This window comes from Pantoea sp. X-Soil-OKNW-713 (genome assembly GCF_059730685.1).
Genome location: NZ_AP035995.1, coordinates 3,692,795 through 3,709,778 on the forward strand (window position 1 = coordinate 3,692,795; position 16,984 = coordinate 3,709,778).

The following is a 16,984-nucleotide window of genomic DNA, read 5'->3' on the forward strand; positions in this document are numbered from 1 at the left end:
TTTCGACAAATGGAGAACGCAGATGACTGCTCCTTACCCGCGTACCTTTTCCCATATCGGCCTGTCGGTCACCGACCTCGACGCGGCCGTCAAGTTTTATACCGAAGTGATGGGCTGGTATCTGATTATGCCGCCGACCGAAATTCAGGAAGATGATTCCGCGATTGGCGTGATGTGCAGTGACGTATTTGGCGGTGGCTGGGAGAAATTCCGCATCGCGCATCTCTCCACGGGCGACCGCGTTGGGGTAGAAATCTTCGAATTTAAAGCGGCGGAAAAACCAGAGAACAACTTCGAATACTGGAAAACCGGCGTGTTCCATTTCTGCGTCCAGGACCCGGATGTTGAAGGTCTGGCAGCGAAAATCGTCGCCGCTGGCGGCAAACAACGTATGCCGGTGCGTGAATATTTCCCCGGCGAGAAGCCGTACCGCATGGTGTATATGGAAGATCCGTTCGGCAACATCATTGAGATCTACAGCCACAGCTACGAGCTGACCTACTCAGCAGGTGCCTATGTTTAACCTGCCTGACGACTGGCGCGGCTGGGTATGGCAAGGCGGCAACACGCCGAATGATTTACAGGATCGTTATCTGACGACTGCCCCTTTAGCACCCGGCGATGTACTGGTACAGAACGCAGCGATTGGCCTCAATCCGGTGGACTGGAAGGTGCTCGACAGCCAAATCGGCAAAGTGCCCGGCGTGGATGGCGCAGGTACCGTGGTGGCGATTGGCCCGGAGGTCGATCAACGCTGGCTTGGTACGCGCGTGGCTTATCACCAAAGCCTGCAACGTCCTGGCAGTTTTGCTGAATTCACCCCGATCGCCGCTCAGGTGTTGATGCGCGTCCCGGACGCCATCGATTTTGCCACCGCTGCCGCCTTCCCCTGCCCGGCCCTTACCGCCTGGCAGGCGATTGAGAAAGTGCCTGCACAACCGGGTGCCCCGCTGTTGATTGCCGGTGCCGGTGGTTCCGTCGGGCATTTTCTGGTGCAACTGGCGCAGGCTCGCGGATTTGAAGTGACAACGCAAAGCAGCGAACGTCACTTTTCACGTCTGCAAGCACTGGGTGCGAAGCACACGCTCAACGATCCCCGGCAGAATGCCACACGTTTCTATGCCGTGATTGACGCCATCAGCCCGGAACATGCCGCCAGTCTGGCCGATCTGTTACTGGCAAACGGCCATCTGGTCTGTATTCAGGGCCGGGTTGAGCAGTGGCCCTGCACGGCGTTTGGGCGCGCGTTGTCGCTACACGAAGTGGCGCTGGGCGCGTTGCATCTGCATGGTGACGCGCAGCAGTGGCATACGTTGACGCAACAAGGTGAACGTATGCTGGCGCAAATCACGCAGGGAATCTTACACAGCGAGTTACTGCTGCATTTTCCTTACGACCAGCTCCCTGCACAGTTGCAGGCGTTACAGCATCGTAACTTCAGCGGCAAACAGATTATTTTGCTTTAACCATATTAAGAGGTTGTTATGTCAGGGTTATTTTCTCCGTTCACGCTGAAAGACGTGACGCTGCGTAACCGTATCGCGATTCCACCAATGTGCCAGTACAGCGCCATTGATGGTCTGAGCAACGAGTGGCACTACGTTCATTACAGTAGCCAGGCGCGCGGCGGAGCCGGTCTGGTGATTGTTGAAGCCACCGCAGTATCACCAGAAGGCCGCATCACCCCGGCCTGTTTGGGGATATGGAACGATACCCAGGCCGAAAAACTGGCACGTATCGCGCGGGAAATTAAAGCCGCAGGCGCGGTGCCCGGCATCCAGATTGGTCATGCCGGACGTAAAGCCAGCGCCAATAAGCCGTGGGAAGGTGACGATCATATCGCGGAAAGCGACGCCAACGGCTGGGAAACACTCTCCCCATCGGCCATCGCCTTTGGTAACAACCTGCCGCGCGTGCCAAAAGCCATGACGCTGGCTGACATCAAACGCGTGCGCGATGATTTCGTCAGTGCCGCCAAACGTGCGCGTGACGCTGGTTTCGAATGGCTGGAGTTGCACTTCGCCCACGGCTATCTGGCGCAGAGTTTCTTCTCGGTACACGCCAATCAGCGCACTGACGAATATGGCGGCGATGCCTTTGGCCGCAGTCGTTTCCTGCGTGAAACCTTTGATGCGGTTCGTGAAGTGTGGCCAGAAAACCTGCCGCTGACCGCACGTTTTGGTGTGCTGGAGTTTGATGGCCGCGACGAAGAGACAATGCAGGAAGCCATCACCCTGACCAAATACTGGCGCAGCAACGGCATGGATCTGTTGAGCGTCAGCATGGGCTTCTCTACCCCGGATGCCAATATTCCCTGGGGCAGCCCGTTTATGGCCCCGATCGCCGAGCGTGTGCGCCGTGAGGCTGACATTCCGGTTGCCTCCGCCTGGGGTATTGATACGCCGCACATCGCCAACGCCACCATTGAACAAGGTCAACTGGACCTGGTGATGGTAGGTCGTGCGCACCTGAAAAACCCGCACTGGCCGTATCATGCTGCGCTGGCGCTGGGTAAAAGCGAGCCGTCGTGGGTGCTACCGGCACCGTATGCCCACTGGCTGGAGCGCTATAGGGTCAGTGAAGGTTAAGTTTTACACTTTCCGTAGCGGCGCGATTTATCGCGTATGTTTTAAAAGACGCGCGATACATCGCGCCGCTACGGGTTGCCGCTGCGTTTGCCATCAATTGATCAATATTTCCCGCCAGATTTTGCCCGCCAATGGCGTTTTTCTTATTTACAGATAATTCTGCCTGCTTATTTATAGCTTCATTTCAAATGCTGTTTTCATTTCCTGAAATATAGAGCATTGTTATCGCTGAAAAATCGCAAAAATAGCCGATCAATCGACATGATTTATTACGTTCATAGATATTTCGCATTGTTGCCCTGAGGGTTGAGAGATCTATAATTTGCACTTTGTATAAACCGGAGTTTCCAGGAGGCCGCTATTAATACTAACCAACAGCAAAATAATGCGTTCGAGGAAAAACGTACTGATGCTGAACTGGAGTATCAATACGATCCTCACGAGCTAATTCTTGAAGGCATGGAGGATTCGGAGCCGGAGCCGGAGCTGATTGAAGGTCTGCCCGCCCCGGATGCGCTGACGCCTGCCGATCGTTATCTGGAGCTTTTCGAGCATGTACAAATGTCGCGGATATTTGCCGACAGCAAAACCTTTCCCGATTGTGCGCCGAAATATGATCCGCTGGATATTTTAATCCACTATCGCCGCCGGAAACGTTCTGCCCAATTCGATCTCACTAAGTTCGTGCATGATCATTTTTATCTGCCGCAGCACCATGAAAGTTTTTATGTATCGAACCCGGATAAAACCCTGACAGAACATATTGATGAGCTGTGGCCGGTGTTAACTAAAATGCCGCAACAACATATGCCGCACTCGTCGCTGTTGCCACTGCCGAAACCTTATGTGGTGCCGGGGGGACGCTTTGGTGAGACCTACTACTGGGATTCTTACTTCACCATGCTTGGTCTGGCGGAGAGTGGGCGCGACGACTTACTGCGCGATATGGCGGATAACTTCGCCTGGCTGATTGATAACTATGGCCATGTGCCCAACGGCAACCGCACCTATTATCTCAGCCGCTCGCAACCGCCTGTGTTTGCGTTGATGGTTGAGCTGTTTGAAGAAGACGGGATTCGCGGCGCGAAACGTTATCTCGACCATCTGATGAAGGAGTATCAGTTCTGGATGGACGGTGCCGGATCGCTGATGCCCGATCAGGCCTACCGCCATGTGGTGCGTATGCCTGATGGTTCGTTGCTGAATCGCTACTGGGACGACCGCGACACGCCGCGTGATGAATCCTGGATTGAAGATGTGGAAACCGCCAGCAAATCAAGTCGTCCGGCCAATGAGGTTTACCGCGATTTGCGTGCCGGAGCGGCTTCCGGCTGGGATTACTCCTCCCGCTGGCTGCGCGATCCCCACCGCCTGGCGAGCATTCGCACCACACAGTTCATCCCGGTCGATCTGAACGCGTTTCTCTACAAACTGGAGTTGATGATCTCCACCTTGTCGCACGCCAAAGGCGAGGAGCTGACCGCTCTGGCATGGCAGAAAAAGGCCGAAGTGCGTAAGCGTGCGATTCATCGTTATCTGTGGGATAAAACCGCCGGGGTGTATCGCGATTACGACTGGCGTCGCCAACGTTTTGGTGCCTTCACGGCGGCGGCGGTGGTGCCGCTGTTCCTCGGCTTATCGACGCCTGAGCAGGCACATTTGCAGGCGGTGGCATTGCGTCAGTTACTGTTAACTCAGGGCGGGCTGGTGACCTCAATGGTGGAAAGCGGTGAGCAGTGGGACAAACCCAATGGCTGGGCACCGCTGCAATGGATGGCAATTGTCGGGTTAAATAACTACGGCGAAGAGACGCTGGCCACGGAGATTGCGGTGAACTGGCTGACCACGGTGAAGAATTTCTATTCGCTGCACCATAAGTTGGTGGAGAAGTATGACATCAGCGGCGACCGCGCCCGTCCGGGTGGGGGTGGTGAGTATCCGTTACAGGATGGCTTCGGCTGGACTAACGGTGTCACCCGTCGCCTGCTGGCGATGTACGGGCATTTACTGGCGGATTGATATCTAACAATGCGCGGTAAACCGCGCCGCTACACGATGTGTGCAAAATCCGTAGCGGCGCGATTTATCGCGCAAGTTTTTAGCGATTTATCGCGCGGGTTTGGGTACGCGGTTTACCGCACGGGTTTTAGTTGCGCTGTAAAAACGCCAACAAATCCGCATTCAATTGATCCTGGTGCGTTACCGCAAAGCCGTGCGGACCATTCTCATACACCTTCAGCTCAGACCCTTTAATCATCTCATGCACCAGCTTACCGGTGGCTTCAAACGGGACAATCTGGTCATTGCTGCCGTGGATTACCAGCGTCGGCACATCCACTTTGGCGATATCGGCACGGAAATCAGTCTCGGAAAACGCCGTGACACAATCCAGCGTACCTTTCAGCGAAGCCAGTAACGCGATATTCAGCGTCTGGATCATCACGCCATCCGACACCGTCTGTCCGGCATTGGTGCCATAAAATGGAACCGCGAAATCTTTAATAAATTGCGCACGATCCTGACGTAATCCCGCTTTAATGCCATCAAATACCGCACTTTCCACCCCTTCAGGGTGATCGCTGGTTTTACCAAAAATGGGGGTGACTGCGCCCAGCAACACCAGTCCTTTCACCTTCGCGGTGCCGTAACGGCCAATGTAACGCGACACATCGCCGCCACCCATCGAGAAGCCCACCAGGGTGACATCGCTGAGTTGCAGATGCTCAATCAGGCCATGAATATCATCGGCAAAGGTGTCGTAGTCATAACCTTCCCACGGCTGTTCGGAGCGACCGAAGCCACGGCGGTCAAAGGCAATTACCCGGTAGCCACGTTCCGCCAGGAAATTCATCTGGCTGTCCCACATGTCAGCATCCAGCGGCCAGCCGTGGCTGAACAGTACCGGTTGGCCTTTGCCCCAATCTTTGTAGTACAGGTTCACGCCGTCTTTAGTCTTGAAAGTGCTCATAATTTTTCTCCGTCAGGTGAGTAATGTTGTGTCTCGCTAATCAAACTACCCTGCACTGCCGGAAAAACCTAAAGCAGAGATTTTGACAACTTGTTCAAACTTTTTTGCGCTTCTAAGCTGTCAAAAAAGCCTGGACAAGATGGCCGATTTTTTCCGCTATCAACCATCGGCCAGGGTTCGTAAGGTGCAGTTATCGCAACCTTATTGGAGAATGACCATGAGCCAGCCCCCAACCAACGCCCTGCGCAGCAGCGCTTTTTCCCCCTTCGCCTACGGGCTGTTTGCCCTGATTTGGACCGCCTCGGTATTGGGCAACACCGGCAGCTTTATCCGGGATGTCGCCAGCGCCTGGCTGGTGACCGGACTGTCGGATAACCCTGCCGCCGTCGCTCTGATGCAAACCGCCGCCACGTTGCCAGTGTTTCTGCTGGCGCTGCCGGCTGGTGTGTTGTCCGATATCGTTGACCGTCGCTGTTTGCTGATTGCGGTACAGATATTGATGGCGAGTGTCAGCGGCACCCTGCTGGTACTGTCACACAACAACTGGCTGACCACCGAATGGTTGATCGGTCTGACCTTCGTCGGCGGCATCGGAGCGGCGCTGTTTGGTCCGGCGTGGCAGGCGATTGTGCCGGAACTGGTGCCACGCCATGAATTGAAAAACGCCGTGGCGCTCAACTCACTGGGGATCAATATCGCGCGCGCTATCGGACCGGCCACCGGCGGTTTGCTGCTGGCCAGTTTCGGCGCGATGGCGGCCTACGGCGCAGATGTCGCCAGTTACTTCTTCGTGGTCGCCGCGCTGCTGTACTGGAAACGTCCGGCGAAGGCCAAAACTGAACTTAACGAACACTTCTTCGGTGCCTTCCGTGCCGGGCTGCGTTATGTGCGCGCCAGCCGCGATTTACACCGCGTGCTGCTGCGCGCCGCGTTGTATTTCGCCTTCGCCAGCGCCGTCTGGGCGCTGCTGCCGCTGGTGGCGCGTAACATGTTGCAGGGCACCGCCGGGTTCTACGGTTTGCTGCTTGGCGCGGTCGGTGTCGGGGCGATTGGCGGGGCCTTGTTGTTGCCACGTCTGCGCCAGCACATGGGTAATGATGGCCTGCTGCTGCTCTCCGCCCTGCTCAGTGCGGGCGTGATGCTGGCGCTGGCAATCAGCCCGGCACAGTGGCTGGCGTTGCTGTTGATGGTACTGCTCGGCGTTGGCTGGATTATCGCCCTCACTACCCTGAACGGGGTGGCGCAGGCGGTGCTGCCGGACTGGGTACGTGGACGCGGTCTGGCGGTCTATCTGATGGTATTCAACGGTACGCTGGCAGGCGGTAGTCTGGCGTGGGGGTTGATTGCTCAGCATATCGGGCTGGCGCAGGCGCTGCTACTGGCCGGTGGCATGTTGCTGATCACCGCTCTGCTGCTGAAACGTCTGGTGCTGCCTGCCGGTGAGGCGGATCTGCAACCGGCGCAGCACTGGGCTGACCCGACGGTAAGCGGTGAAATGAATGGTCATCGTGGCCCGGTAATGATTCAGGTGCGTTATCAGGTTCCGCAGGAGGATCGTGCCGATTTCAAACGCGCCATGCGCAAACTGGCCGCCGCACGCCGTCGTGATGGTGCCTATGCCTGGGGATTGATGGAGCAGAGCGACGACCCCACCACCCTGCTGGAGTGGTTCCTGGTGGAGTCATGGCAGGAGCACCTGCGCCAACACCAGCGCGTCTCACGCGCCGATGTGGCGCTGCAACAGGCGGTGCTGCAATATCATCAGGGTGACGAACCGCCACAGGTCAGCCACCATATCTCTATCTAATCTCAGGCTGGCAGGTAGATGTCGTGCAGCCCCGGTAGCGTGAGTAAGCGCTCACGCCACCAGTTGGCGGCATTTCCGCTGGCGCTTTCGTTCCACGCCAGATAGGCCATATCGCGTCGGCATTCGCTATCCAATTGACGCTCTACCAGCGCCCCACTGCGCAAATGCGGCTCCGCCAGATAGCGCGGCAGGTAACCGCAGCCCAATCCGGCAAGCTGCGCCTGCAACTTAGACGGAAAATCGTGCACACTGAGGGTCTTCTGTTCATCCAGTACGCGCAAATCCATCCCTGCGCCGTGGCGTGATGAATCATGCACCGTCACCGCACGATACTGACGAATTTGCTCGCGCAACAACGGTTCCGGTGCAGACGCCAGCGGGTGCTCCGGCGCAACGGCAAACACGTATTCCAGCCAACCCAACGGCTGACAGCCAATCTCTTTACGCGTGGCCGGTTCCTGCACCGCACCAAACACGATATCCGCTTCACCGTAATGCAGCGCTTCCCAGCACCCCGCCAGCACGTCATGACGGAATTGCAGCTGAGTATGCGAATGCTGCTGGTAAAACTCATCAATCAGCGGCGTCAGCAGGCTAAACGGCACCGAGGCGTCTACACTGATCACCAGTTGGCTCTCCCAACCGCTCTCCACGTAGCGCGCCTGCTGCTCCAGCTCATTCACCGCACGCAGCAGCGTCCGGCCTTTTTCCAGCATCAGACGCCCGGTTGGCGTAAAGGTGGCACGATGACCGGAACGATCCAGCAGCGTGATTTTGAGATCGCTCTCCATCTTCTGCACGGTATAGCTGAGTGCAGACGCGGTTTTAAACAGCCGTGCCGCCGCCGCGGCAAAGGTGCCATGACGATCGAGCGCATCCAGAATCAGCAGCGCCTCGAGGTTTAAACGCATTCCAACCGCCTCCCCAAAATTTGTTGAACAACAACCCAAAAACAATCCGTTATCAATAAACGCTCTCATTTCGTATTTTTTTCCTCAACGACGCAAGCACTTTCACCAGCGAGGAATCCATCATGAATTACCCACAACAGGCTCATCACGTCACGCTGGTGATCACGCACAGCATCCAGCCGGAAAAACAGGCCGACTATGAAAAGTGGCTGGAAACCATCATGCCGCAGGCAGCCAGCTTTCCGGGACACCTCGGAGTGAACGTGCTGCGCCCGGTCCACGGCGACAACGCCTACACCGTGCTGATTCGTTTTGTCGGTATGGATGAGCTGTACGCCTGGCTGAAATCACCGGCCCGTCAGGACCTGGTCAAGGAACTCCCGGCCATCCTGGCGCAACCGGAACATATTGAAGTGCGTCCCGGCGCCGCGTTTTGGTTTACCCCGACGCAAAAAGGCCAGGTCAAACCGGCCAAATGGAAACAATACTTACTCACGCTGGGGGTGATTTTTCCCTCAGCCAACCTGGTCCCCTGGTTCTGGAATACGGTGTTGCCGGTCAGTCACGGCACGCTGTGGGGGAACTTTCTCGATAATGCCAGCGTCGTGGCTTTGGTGGTTTTCCTGTGGATGCCACTGCTGACCCGCGTGTTGAAACAATGGCTGATTGGCCGCAAAGCATAATCTGACAGGAGACGAAACATGACCACCGCTTCACTGATTTTGACCAACGGCAAATTCCACACCGTTGACCGCGCCAATCCGCTGGCAACCGCTGTGGCGATTAAAGATGGCAAATTCCTTGCCGTAGGCAGCGAAGCCGAGGTGATGCGCTTTGCCGGTAGCGACACGCAAGTTATTGATGCTAAAGGCCATACCGGCATTCCCGGCCTGAACGACTCGCACCTGCACCTGATTCGCGGCGGTCTGAACTACAATCTTGAACTGCGCTGGGAAGGCGTGCCGTCACTGGCGGATGCGCTACGAATGTTGCGTGAGCAGGCACTGCGCACCCCCTCACCACAGTGGGTTCGCGTGGTGGGTGGCTGGAGCGAATTCCAGTTTGCCGAACGTCGCATGCCGACGCTGGATGAAATCAATGCGGCAGCACCGGATACGCCGGTGTTTATTCTGCACCTGTATGATCGTGCATTGCTGAATCGTGCGGCGCTCAAGGTGGTGGGTTACACCAAAGATACGCCGAATCCGCCGGGCGGCGAAATCCAGCGCGACAGCAACGGCAACCCGACCGGGATGTTGATTGCCCGTCCCAACGCCATGCTGCTGTACGCCACGCTGGCGAAAGGGCCAAAATTGCCGCTGGAGCAGCAGGTCAACTCCACCCGTCAGTTTATGCGCGAGCTGAATCGCCTCGGTCTGACCAGCGCCATCGACGCCGGTGGCGGTTTCCAGAACTACCCGGATGATTATGATGTGATTTCTGAGCTGCACGCCCAAAAGCAGCTAACGGTGCGCATCGCTTACAACCTGTTTACCCAGCGTCCCGGCCATGAGCTGGAAGATTTTGAAAAATGGACCGATATGCTGAAACCCGGCCAGGGCACCAATTTCCTGCGGCACAACGGTGCGGGAGAAATGTTGGTGTTCTCGGCGGCAGATTTTGAAGACTTCCTTGAACCGCGCCCTGACCTTGCGCCCGGTATGGAAGATGAGCTGGAGCGTGTGGTACGCCACCTGGTGGAGCATCGCTGGCCGTTTCGCTTGCACGCCACTTACAACGAATCGATCAGTCGCATGCTGGATGTGTTTGAGAAAGTTAACCGTGACATTCCGTTTAACGGCCTGCACTGGTTCTTCGATCACGCCGAAACCATCACCGAAGCCAATATCGAACGCGTCAAAGCATTGGGCGGCGGTATCGCGGTGCAGCACCGCATGGCGTTCCAGGGGGAATATTTTGTCGATCGCTATGGCAAACAAGCCGCAAAACAGACGCCGCCGGTAGCGCGGATGCTGGATGCAGATGTCCCGGTGGGTCTGGGTACGGATGCAACGCGTGTTGCCAGTTACAACCCGTGGACCGCGCTTTACTGGCTGGTTTCTGGCCGCACCGTCGGCGGAATGCAACTGTATGATGATAACGCCCGCATCGACCGCGAAACCGCGCTGATGCTGTGGACCAAAGGCAGCGCCTGGTTCTCCAGCGAACAAAATGCTAAAGGAGAGATCAAAGTCGGCCAACTGGCAGATTTGGTGCTGCTGTCGAAAGATTTCTTCAGCGTGGCAGAAGAGGAGATCAAGGGGATTGAATCCGTGCTGACCCTTGTTGATGGCGCTGTGGTGTATGCGGCAGGTGGCTTTACCCCGCTGGCACCGCCGCCGGTGCCGGTGTTGCCGGAGTGGTCGCCAGTGGTGACGGTGCCAGGTCATTATCGTAGCGCCCCACCGCAGGCAACGGGTCGCGCCGCGATGATGCCGAAAGTGCATCAATGCAGCGGCCCGTGTGGCGTGCACAGCCATGCGCATGATGTTGCGCGTCAGTCATCGGTGCCAGTGTCCGATAACAATGCCTTCTGGGGCGCGCTGGGGTGTTCCTGCTTTGCGTTTTAAGATGGTGCGCTGTTTTGAGACGTAGCAGCGCGATTTATCGTGCTGTTAGGGCACCAGGCCAAAGCCCTGTTTGCCGTTCTTTTTAATGCTATACATGGCTTCATCGGCGCGCATCAGTGCGTCGTCGAAGCCATCATGCATCTGTACCTGCGCAATCCCAATCGATGCGCCAATTTCTGCCGTTCCATTCCCCACTTCGAACGGTGTAAGGGCGGCGTCCAGCAGAGTCTGAGCCATGATTCTCACCTTAGGGAAGTCGATCAAAAACGGCATCAGCAGCACAAACTCATCACCGCCAATACGACCAATCACCACCGAAGACAGCACCGCATCCCGCATCCGCTGACTGAGTTGCATCAACACTTCATCGCCGCTGCGATGCCCGAGGGTGTCATTGACGTGTTTAAAGTTATCCAGATCGATATAAGCGAGACACAGCGGCCCCTGCTTTTTCATCTGACTGAAATGGGTTTGCAGCGAATGACGATTGGTAAGACCGGTGAGCGGATCATGATTCGCCAGCGTCGAAAGCTGCGCTTCATAATTCTTCTCTTTGGTCATGTCGATATGCGTACCCGTCACCTTCAGCGGATTGCCCTGCTCGTCCCATTCGCTGACGCGCCCACGATCCAGCACCCAGGTGATGGTGCCGTTTTTCGCCACCATGCGATGCAACGCTTCGTAATAAGGAGCACGGCCTTCGATATGGTCGTAGAACGCTTTCAGCACATCATCCGCATCTTCCGGGTGCAGATGCTCGCGCCACACTTCAAACTTCGCGTTCAACTCTTTCGGCTGGAAGCCCAGCATCGCTCCCCAACGTCGGTTAAAAATAACCAATTTTCCGCTGGGGATATCCAGTTGCCACAGGCACAGCCCGGTGCCGTCCAGCGCTGCGCTCAGCTTATTGCGGGCGTCATGCGCTATACGCTTGAGTCGCGCATTATGCTTTTTCAGGTTCTGAATCTGCTGGAGCAGCGCTTCATCGGACATAATTCACGGACGGCGAGCAAATAAGGTTTATTGTGCCTGCCAGGAATATTCTGTAAATGCTCCAATTGAAAAGCCGATCAGTGGCGTTAAATTTCCACAAAATCAGATGTAATACCGTTCCGCTTGCTGATTAGCAGCAAACCACGCTGTTTTTAACTATTTCTGGTAGTTAATAAGGCATATCTGCGACCGGATTAAGATTGCATTTTGGGCCGCTGCGGTTTATCCGTGATCGCCAGCGCGCGGCCAATGGATAAATTGTGTTCTGTGACACGGATCAAGGCTTATCGGCAGCAGGGTGCTGTCATCATGAATACTAGAATGGTAGCTTAGCAGTTATCACAGAAACACGATGACGGTGGATGACATTATGCAGCTGACAATGCGTTGGTTTGGTCCGAAAGAAGATAAAGTTTCGCTGGAATATATTCGCCAGGTGCCGGGCGTGCGTGGCATCGTCGGTGCGCTCTACGATGTGCCAGTGGGTGAAACCTGGCCGAAAGATAAGATCAAGGCGCTGGTCGATCAGGCACATGCTGCGGGCCTGACCGTGGAAGTAATTGAGAGCGTCAACATTCATGACGACATCAAAATCGGCCTGCCAAGTCGCGATCAATATATTGAGAACTACAAGCAAAGCATCCGTAACCTGGCCGAAGTCGGGGTGAAGGTGATTTGCTACAACTTCATGCCGGTGTTCGACTGGATGAAGACCGAAATGAATTACGTGTTGCCGGACGGCTCCATTACTATGGCGTTCGAGAAGAAAGGTATCGATAAAAGTCTCGACGAAGTGGTGAAAGAGGTACTGGCCAGCTCCAACGGTTTTGTTCTGCCAGGCTGGGAGCCGGAGCGACTGGCAAAAGTGCAGGAGCTGTTTGCTAAATATGAAGGGGTGGATGACGCAAAACTGCGTGAAAACCTGGCATATTTCCTGAAAGCGGTGATCCCGGTGTGTGAAGAGGTGGGTGTGAAGATGGCGATCCACCCGGATGATCCACCGTACTCGATCTTCGGCCTACCGCGCGTGGTCAAAAACCGCGACGATCTCGACTGGATTTGTAATGTGGTCGATTCACCAGCCAACTGTATTACCCTGTGTACCGGCTCGATCGCCGAAGATCCGCAGAACGATGTGTATGCGATTCTGGCCGAATTCTCACGCCGCAAGCGCATCCCGTTTGCCCATGTGCGTAATATCAAAATCATTCAGGACAAGGATTTCTATGAATGCGCACACCCCACCGAGTATGGCTCGCTGGATATGTATCAGGTGCTGAAGGCGATGTACGACAATGGTTTCGACGGCTATATCCGTTCCGATCATGGTCGCTTTATCTGGGGAGAAACCGGCCGCCCGGGTTATGGTTTGTATGACCGCGCACTGGGCACCACCTACCTGCTGGGACTGTGGGAAGCGCTGAGTAAGCGTTGATCCTTTTGTACTGACATGCGCGATAAATCGCGCCGCTACAGCACGGAACATTGTGTAGCGGCGCGATTTATCGCGCAGTTTTGTTTAAACGCCCTGCGCCTCTACCTGCTCAATCGCTGCCCACAGCGTTGCAGGCGTCAACGTAACCGGCAAATAATGAATCGATTCCACCGGACGCAGCGTGTGCTGAATAACACGATCGACCTGATCGCGCTGGCGGATATCCACGTCCAACTGCGCCAGCGTGGTGGGTAAATCGAAGCGTTTATAGGCGGCAATCAGTTGCCGGGTGATGTCGTGTTGCCCCAGTAACGCGCTCTGCACCAGAATCCCATACGCAACTTTCGTGCCATGCAGGAACGCTGCCGTTTGTGGCAGGGTGGTTAAGCCGTTATGCACCGCATGCGCCGCCGCAATCCGTGTATAGCGCTCACCAAGTCCCCCGACCATGCCGCCCCCGGCGACAATCGCGTCCACCACATCGCGGAACGCCAGCGTCAGTTGCTGCGCACGCTGGTCGCTGAGCGCGGCGGCGCTTTTCTCCAGCAAGACATCGCGCAGCGTCTGCGCCACATCCAGCCCGAGCCGTACCGTCAGTGGCAGGGTTTCAGGCTGCGGTGCCAGTACCACCGCCTCATACCACTTCGCCAGCGTATCGCCAATGCCCGCCTGCAAATAACGCGCTGGTGCCTGCAAGATGATCTCCGGTTCCAGCAACAACAGATGGTTGGCGTGGGGAAAGATTTCAAAATGCAGCGCTTCGCCCGCCTCGTTATACCAGACGGAAAGCGGCGTCCAGGCCGCGCAGGTGGCGGCGATGGTCGGTATCGTCACCACCGGCAAATTCAACCGATGCGCCAGCGCTTTGGCGGTATCCAGCACCGTACCGCCGCCGACGCCAATCACCACCTGACGATCGTTGCCTGCCCGTTGCGCCAACCGCGTGACCTCATGCGCGCTGCAATGGCCGCCAAAGATATCAACCATCGCCCCTGGCAACGTCAACGGCTCCAGCCAGTGCCGTGCCGCTGCCAGTGCCTGGCGCCCACCCACCCAGATGGCATGGCGCAGCTGATCTTCGCTGTAGTAATCACGTAGTCGGGCAATCGCGCCGGGATGTGAGTAGTAGTTGGCCGGGCCGGGTACGACCTGAATCGGATGTTCGCTCATAATGGGGTTTCCCTGAAAAAGAAACCGTTATCGTCAGCCTCCGCTGCCTGCAAAGCTAATGATTTATCTGGCATTACTTATGCCTTTTCCTTGATTGCCAACCTTACGCGGAGGATGAAAAATCCGCACAGATCGCCCGCTTACCACAATAAAAATCAGCGGCGCGCCACCTGCTTATCATTCATCACTATTCGGGGAAATTGCATGAAATCATTGGCCGTTACGTTGTTATCGCTGAGCCTGATCAGCAGCTTTGCCAGTGCCGCACAAACGTTGGCACCGCTGCCTGCGGCGTTGGCAAATCATCAGGGACCGATTCGGGTGGCAGTGATCCGCAATCTGGGTTCCGACGATAACACCACCCAGTTTGTCGCCGGAGCCATCCAGCAGGGTAAACAGTTGGGCTTTAAAGTCAGTACCTTCCTGAGTCAGGGCGACGATGCGCGTTTTCAGGACTTTGTGAATCAGGCGATCAGCCAGAAATATGACGGCATCATCCTGTCACAGGGACGCGCGCCCTACTCCACCGAGTTGGTGAAACGTATTCATGACAGCGGCATTGCGCTGTCCGTTTTTGATACATCGGTGGATAACACGCCGCCGGGCGTTACGGTGACGCAGCAGGATGACGCGTCACTGACACAACTGTCGCTGCAACCGTTAATCAAAGACTTCAACGGCAAAGCCAACATCATCAAATTGTGGGTGGCGGGCTTCCCGCCGATGGAGCGCCGCCAGGCCGCCTGGGCGGAGATCAAGAAAGCCAATCCCGGCATTCATGAACTGGAGTCCGTAGGCGCGGTTTCCGCCGATGTGCAGGGCGATACCGCCAACAAAGTCGGTGCGCTGCTGGCGAAATACCCGAAAGGGAAAATCGATGCCATCTGGGGTACCTGGGATGCCTTCAGCCAGGGGGCCTATAAAGCCTTGCAGGAGAATGGCCGCACTGAAATCAAGCTCTACAGCATCGATATCTCCAACGGCGATTTGCAGTTGATGCGCGAAAAAAACAGCCCGTGGAAGGTCAGCGTGGCAGTCGATCCCCGGCTGATTGGTGCCATCAATATGCGCCTGATTGCCTATAAACTGGCGGGTGAAGCCACTCCGGCCAGTTATGACTTTAAAGCTTCGGCTATCCCACAATCGTTGGTCACCGGCCAACCCGGCGCGGCCAACGTGGCAGCTTTGCAAAAAGTGATCCCCGGCTGGGGCCAGAGTAACGATTTTGTCGCGCCGTGGTTTGCCACCCTGGCCGCCAAAGCGCAATGAGGTCAGCCATGACAACCTCACTCCCCACCCCGGAATACAGCCGCAACATGCGGCTGATTGGGCACAGCGATCAGGGCGGACGCCCGGATGGCGTGCAGGTGATGGTGCATCGCGGTTTTGCTTACGTCGGCCATATGGTGTCACAAGGCTTTAGTGTGATTGACGTGCGCGATGCGCGCCAACCCAAAACCGTCAACTACGTCGCCGCGCCACCCGGTACCTGGAATGTGCATTTGCAGGCCCATGACGACCTGTTGCTGGTGATCAACGCGCGTGATCTGTTTGCTGATGTGCGTTTCGCGGATGAAAAGGTCTACTACACCCGCGCGGTCGGTCAGACCACGGCGGATATTCAGGAAACAAGCTGGCAATCCGGGCTGCGCATTTTTGATATCTCCTCACCGGCGCAGCCGCGTGAAATCGCCTTTCTCGCGCTCGATGGCATTGGCATCCATCGTATCTGGTATGTTGGCGGGCGCTGGGCCTATGTATCTGCGCTGATTGCGGGTTTCAGCGATTATATTTTGCTGACCATTGATTTAGCCGATCCGCAACACCCTGCCGTCGCCGGACGCTGGTGGCTGCCGGGCATGCATACCGCTGGCGGTGAAACGCCTGACTGGCCGGAAGGAAAACGTTATGCATTGCACCACGCGATTATCAGCGGCGATACCGCTTATGGATGCTGGCGCGATGGCGGGTTGACGCTGCTGGATGTCAGCGATCGCAGCGCGCCGCAACTCATCAGCCATCGCAACTGGAGCCCTCCCTTTGGCGGCGGCACTCATACCGCGCTGCCGTTACCGGCGCGCGATCTGTTGGTGGTGCTGGATGAAGCGGTGCTGGATAACCAACAAGATGGCGAGAAGCTGATTTGGTTGTTTGATATCCGCGAACCGGCCAACCCGGTGAGCATCGCCACCTTCCCGCAACCTGATGAACGCGATTATGTGGCAAAAGGGGCGCATTTTGGCCCGCATAATTTGCATGAGAATCGACCCGGCAGCTTTGTTAGCGACACGCTGATTTTCGCCACTTATCAGAATGCTGGCGTGCGCGCATACGACATCTCCAATCCGTATCAACCCAAAGAAACGGGCGCGCTGGTGCCCGCAGCACCTGCACGCATGATGGACACCCGGCCCGATCGCCCGCGGGTGATTCAGAGTTGTGATGTGTTTGTCGATGCGCAGGGGATAATTTACAGCACCGATTACAACGGTGGGTTATCGATTATTGAGTATCTGGGGTAGCCAACTTTTCTGCGCGATAA

14 protein-coding genes are annotated in these 16,984 nt (G+C 56.3%); 10 read left to right on the forward strand and 4 right to left on the reverse strand.

The window, feature by feature from the left end; translation table 11 throughout:
• Positions 1–22: 22 nt before the first annotated feature.
• The 4 genes from AC6I8R_RS17220 (at position 23) to treF (ending at position 4,607) form a co-directional block, all read left to right on the forward strand.
• Positions 23–523 (forward strand): lactoylglutathione lyase family protein, encoded by a 501-nt coding sequence (locus AC6I8R_RS17220; RefSeq protein WP_013510426.1) that lies wholly within the window; start codon positions 23–25, stop codon positions 521–523.
• Positions 516–1,466: a zinc-binding dehydrogenase gene (locus tag AC6I8R_RS17225; protein WP_497832616.1), complete on the forward strand. Its 951-nt coding sequence runs from the start codon at positions 516–518 to the stop codon at positions 1,464–1,466. The genes AC6I8R_RS17220 and AC6I8R_RS17225 overlap by 8 nt, the downstream gene beginning before the upstream one ends.
• A gap of 18 nt (positions 1,467–1,484) precedes the next feature.
• Positions 1,485–2,588, forward strand: a complete 1,104-nt coding sequence (locus tag AC6I8R_RS17230) for an NADH:flavin oxidoreductase/NADH oxidase (protein WP_415174923.1) — start codon at positions 1,485–1,487, stop codon at positions 2,586–2,588.
• A 360-nt stretch (positions 2,589–2,948) separates the two neighbouring features.
• On the forward strand, positions 2,949–4,607 hold the full coding sequence (treF, locus tag AC6I8R_RS17235) for an alpha,alpha-trehalase TreF (RefSeq protein ID WP_051337999.1): 1,659 nt from the start codon (positions 2,949–2,951) through the stop codon (positions 4,605–4,607).
• Positions 4,608–4,734: 127 nt separating this feature from the next.
• Here treF and AC6I8R_RS17240 read toward each other — a convergent pair whose 3' ends face one another.
• Positions 4,735–5,556: an alpha/beta fold hydrolase gene (locus AC6I8R_RS17240; RefSeq protein ID WP_415174922.1), complete on the reverse strand. Its 822-nt coding sequence runs from the start codon at positions 5,554–5,556 to the stop codon at positions 4,735–4,737.
• A 217-nt stretch (positions 5,557–5,773) separates the two neighbouring features.
• On the opposite strand from AC6I8R_RS17240, the gene AC6I8R_RS17245 reads away from it, so the two are divergent.
• The gene (locus tag AC6I8R_RS17245; RefSeq protein ID WP_415174921.1) at positions 5,774–7,363 is read left to right on the forward strand and encodes an MFS transporter; all 1,590 of its coding nucleotides are present in this window, start codon (positions 5,774–5,776) and stop codon (positions 7,361–7,363) included.
• Positions 7,364–7,365: 2 nt separating this feature from the next.
• Here AC6I8R_RS17245 and AC6I8R_RS17250 read toward each other — a convergent pair whose 3' ends face one another.
• Positions 7,366–8,274 carry a LysR family transcriptional regulator gene (locus tag AC6I8R_RS17250; protein WP_415174920.1) on the reverse strand — a complete coding sequence of 303 codons (909 nt, stop codon included), beginning with the start codon at positions 8,272–8,274 and terminating at the stop codon, positions 7,366–7,368.
• Positions 8,275–8,396: 122 nt separating this feature from the next.
• Here AC6I8R_RS17250 and AC6I8R_RS17255 point away from each other — a divergent pair, with 122 nt between their 5' ends.
• On the forward strand, positions 8,397–8,957 hold the full coding sequence (locus AC6I8R_RS17255) for an antibiotic biosynthesis monooxygenase (protein WP_021183385.1): 561 nt from the start codon (positions 8,397–8,399) through the stop codon (positions 8,955–8,957).
• 18 nt (positions 8,958–8,975) lie between these two features.
• Positions 8,976–10,844 (forward strand): amidohydrolase, encoded by a 1,869-nt coding sequence (locus AC6I8R_RS17260; RefSeq protein WP_497832617.1) that lies wholly within the window; start codon positions 8,976–8,978, stop codon positions 10,842–10,844.
• Positions 10,845–10,889: 45 nt separating this feature from the next.
• On the opposite strand, the gene AC6I8R_RS17265 is transcribed toward AC6I8R_RS17260, so the two are convergent.
• Positions 10,890–11,837, reverse strand: a complete 948-nt coding sequence (locus AC6I8R_RS17265; protein ID WP_497832618.1) for a diguanylate cyclase domain-containing protein — start codon at positions 11,835–11,837, stop codon at positions 10,890–10,892.
• Positions 11,838–12,207: 370 nt separating this feature from the next.
• Here AC6I8R_RS17265 and uxuA point away from each other — a divergent pair, with 370 nt between their 5' ends.
• Complete coding sequence (gene uxuA / locus AC6I8R_RS17270) at positions 12,208–13,272, forward strand: mannonate dehydratase (RefSeq protein ID WP_036625611.1); 1,065 nt, start codon at positions 12,208–12,210, stop codon at positions 13,270–13,272.
• 84 nt (positions 13,273–13,356) lie between these two features.
• Here uxuA and AC6I8R_RS17275 read toward each other — a convergent pair whose 3' ends face one another.
• On the reverse strand, positions 13,357–14,442 hold the full coding sequence (locus AC6I8R_RS17275) for an oxidoreductase (protein WP_497832619.1): 1,086 nt from the start codon (positions 14,440–14,442) through the stop codon (positions 13,357–13,359).
• A 204-nt stretch (positions 14,443–14,646) separates the two neighbouring features.
• Here AC6I8R_RS17275 and AC6I8R_RS17280 point away from each other — a divergent pair, with 204 nt between their 5' ends.
• Together AC6I8R_RS17280 and AC6I8R_RS17285 are read left to right on the forward strand one after the other, a co-directional pair.
• Complete coding sequence (locus tag AC6I8R_RS17280) at positions 14,647–15,711, forward strand: sugar ABC transporter substrate-binding protein (RefSeq protein ID WP_208723625.1); 1,065 nt, start codon at positions 14,647–14,649, stop codon at positions 15,709–15,711.
• Positions 15,712–15,719: 8 nt separating this feature from the next.
• Complete coding sequence (locus tag AC6I8R_RS17285) at positions 15,720–16,964, forward strand: LVIVD repeat-containing protein (protein WP_415174916.1); 1,245 nt, start codon at positions 15,720–15,722, stop codon at positions 16,962–16,964.
• Positions 16,965–16,984 lie beyond the last annotated feature (20 nt).

Bases quoted from the DNA above. Each gene is read 5' to 3' on its own strand.
- AC6I8R_RS17220 (WP_013510426.1), top strand. From the start codon at position 23: ATGACTGCTCCTTACCCGCGTACCTTTTCCCATATCGGCCTGTCGGTC.
- AC6I8R_RS17225 (WP_497832616.1), top strand. From the start codon at position 516: ATGTTTAACCTGCCTGACGACTGGCGCGGCTGGGTATGGCAAGGCGGC.
- AC6I8R_RS17230 (WP_415174923.1), top strand. From the start codon at position 1,485: ATGTCAGGGTTATTTTCTCCGTTCACGCTGAAAGACGTGACGCTGCGT.
- AC6I8R_RS17240 (WP_415174922.1), bottom strand. From the start codon at position 5,556: ATGAGCACTTTCAAGACTAAAGACGGCGTGAACCTGTACTACAAAGAT.
- AC6I8R_RS17245 (WP_415174921.1), top strand. From the start codon at position 5,774: ATGAGCCAGCCCCCAACCAACGCCCTGCGCAGCAGCGCTTTTTCCCCC.
- AC6I8R_RS17250 (WP_415174920.1), bottom strand. From the start codon at position 8,274: ATGCGTTTAAACCTCGAGGCGCTGCTGATTCTGGATGCGCTCGATCGT.
- AC6I8R_RS17255 (WP_021183385.1), top strand. From the start codon at position 8,397: ATGAATTACCCACAACAGGCTCATCACGTCACGCTGGTGATCACGCAC.
- AC6I8R_RS17260 (WP_497832617.1), top strand. From the start codon at position 8,976: ATGACCACCGCTTCACTGATTTTGACCAACGGCAAATTCCACACCGTT.
- AC6I8R_RS17265 (WP_497832618.1), bottom strand. From the start codon at position 11,837: ATGTCCGATGAAGCGCTGCTCCAGCAGATTCAGAACCTGAAAAAGCAT.
- uxuA (WP_036625611.1), top strand. From the start codon at position 12,208: ATGCAGCTGACAATGCGTTGGTTTGGTCCGAAAGAAGATAAAGTTTCG.
- AC6I8R_RS17275 (WP_497832619.1), bottom strand. From the start codon at position 14,442: ATGAGCGAACATCCGATTCAGGTCGTACCCGGCCCGGCCAACTACTAC.
- AC6I8R_RS17280 (WP_208723625.1), top strand. From the start codon at position 14,647: ATGAAATCATTGGCCGTTACGTTGTTATCGCTGAGCCTGATCAGCAGC.
- AC6I8R_RS17285 (WP_415174916.1), top strand. From the start codon at position 15,720: ATGACAACCTCACTCCCCACCCCGGAATACAGCCGCAACATGCGGCTG.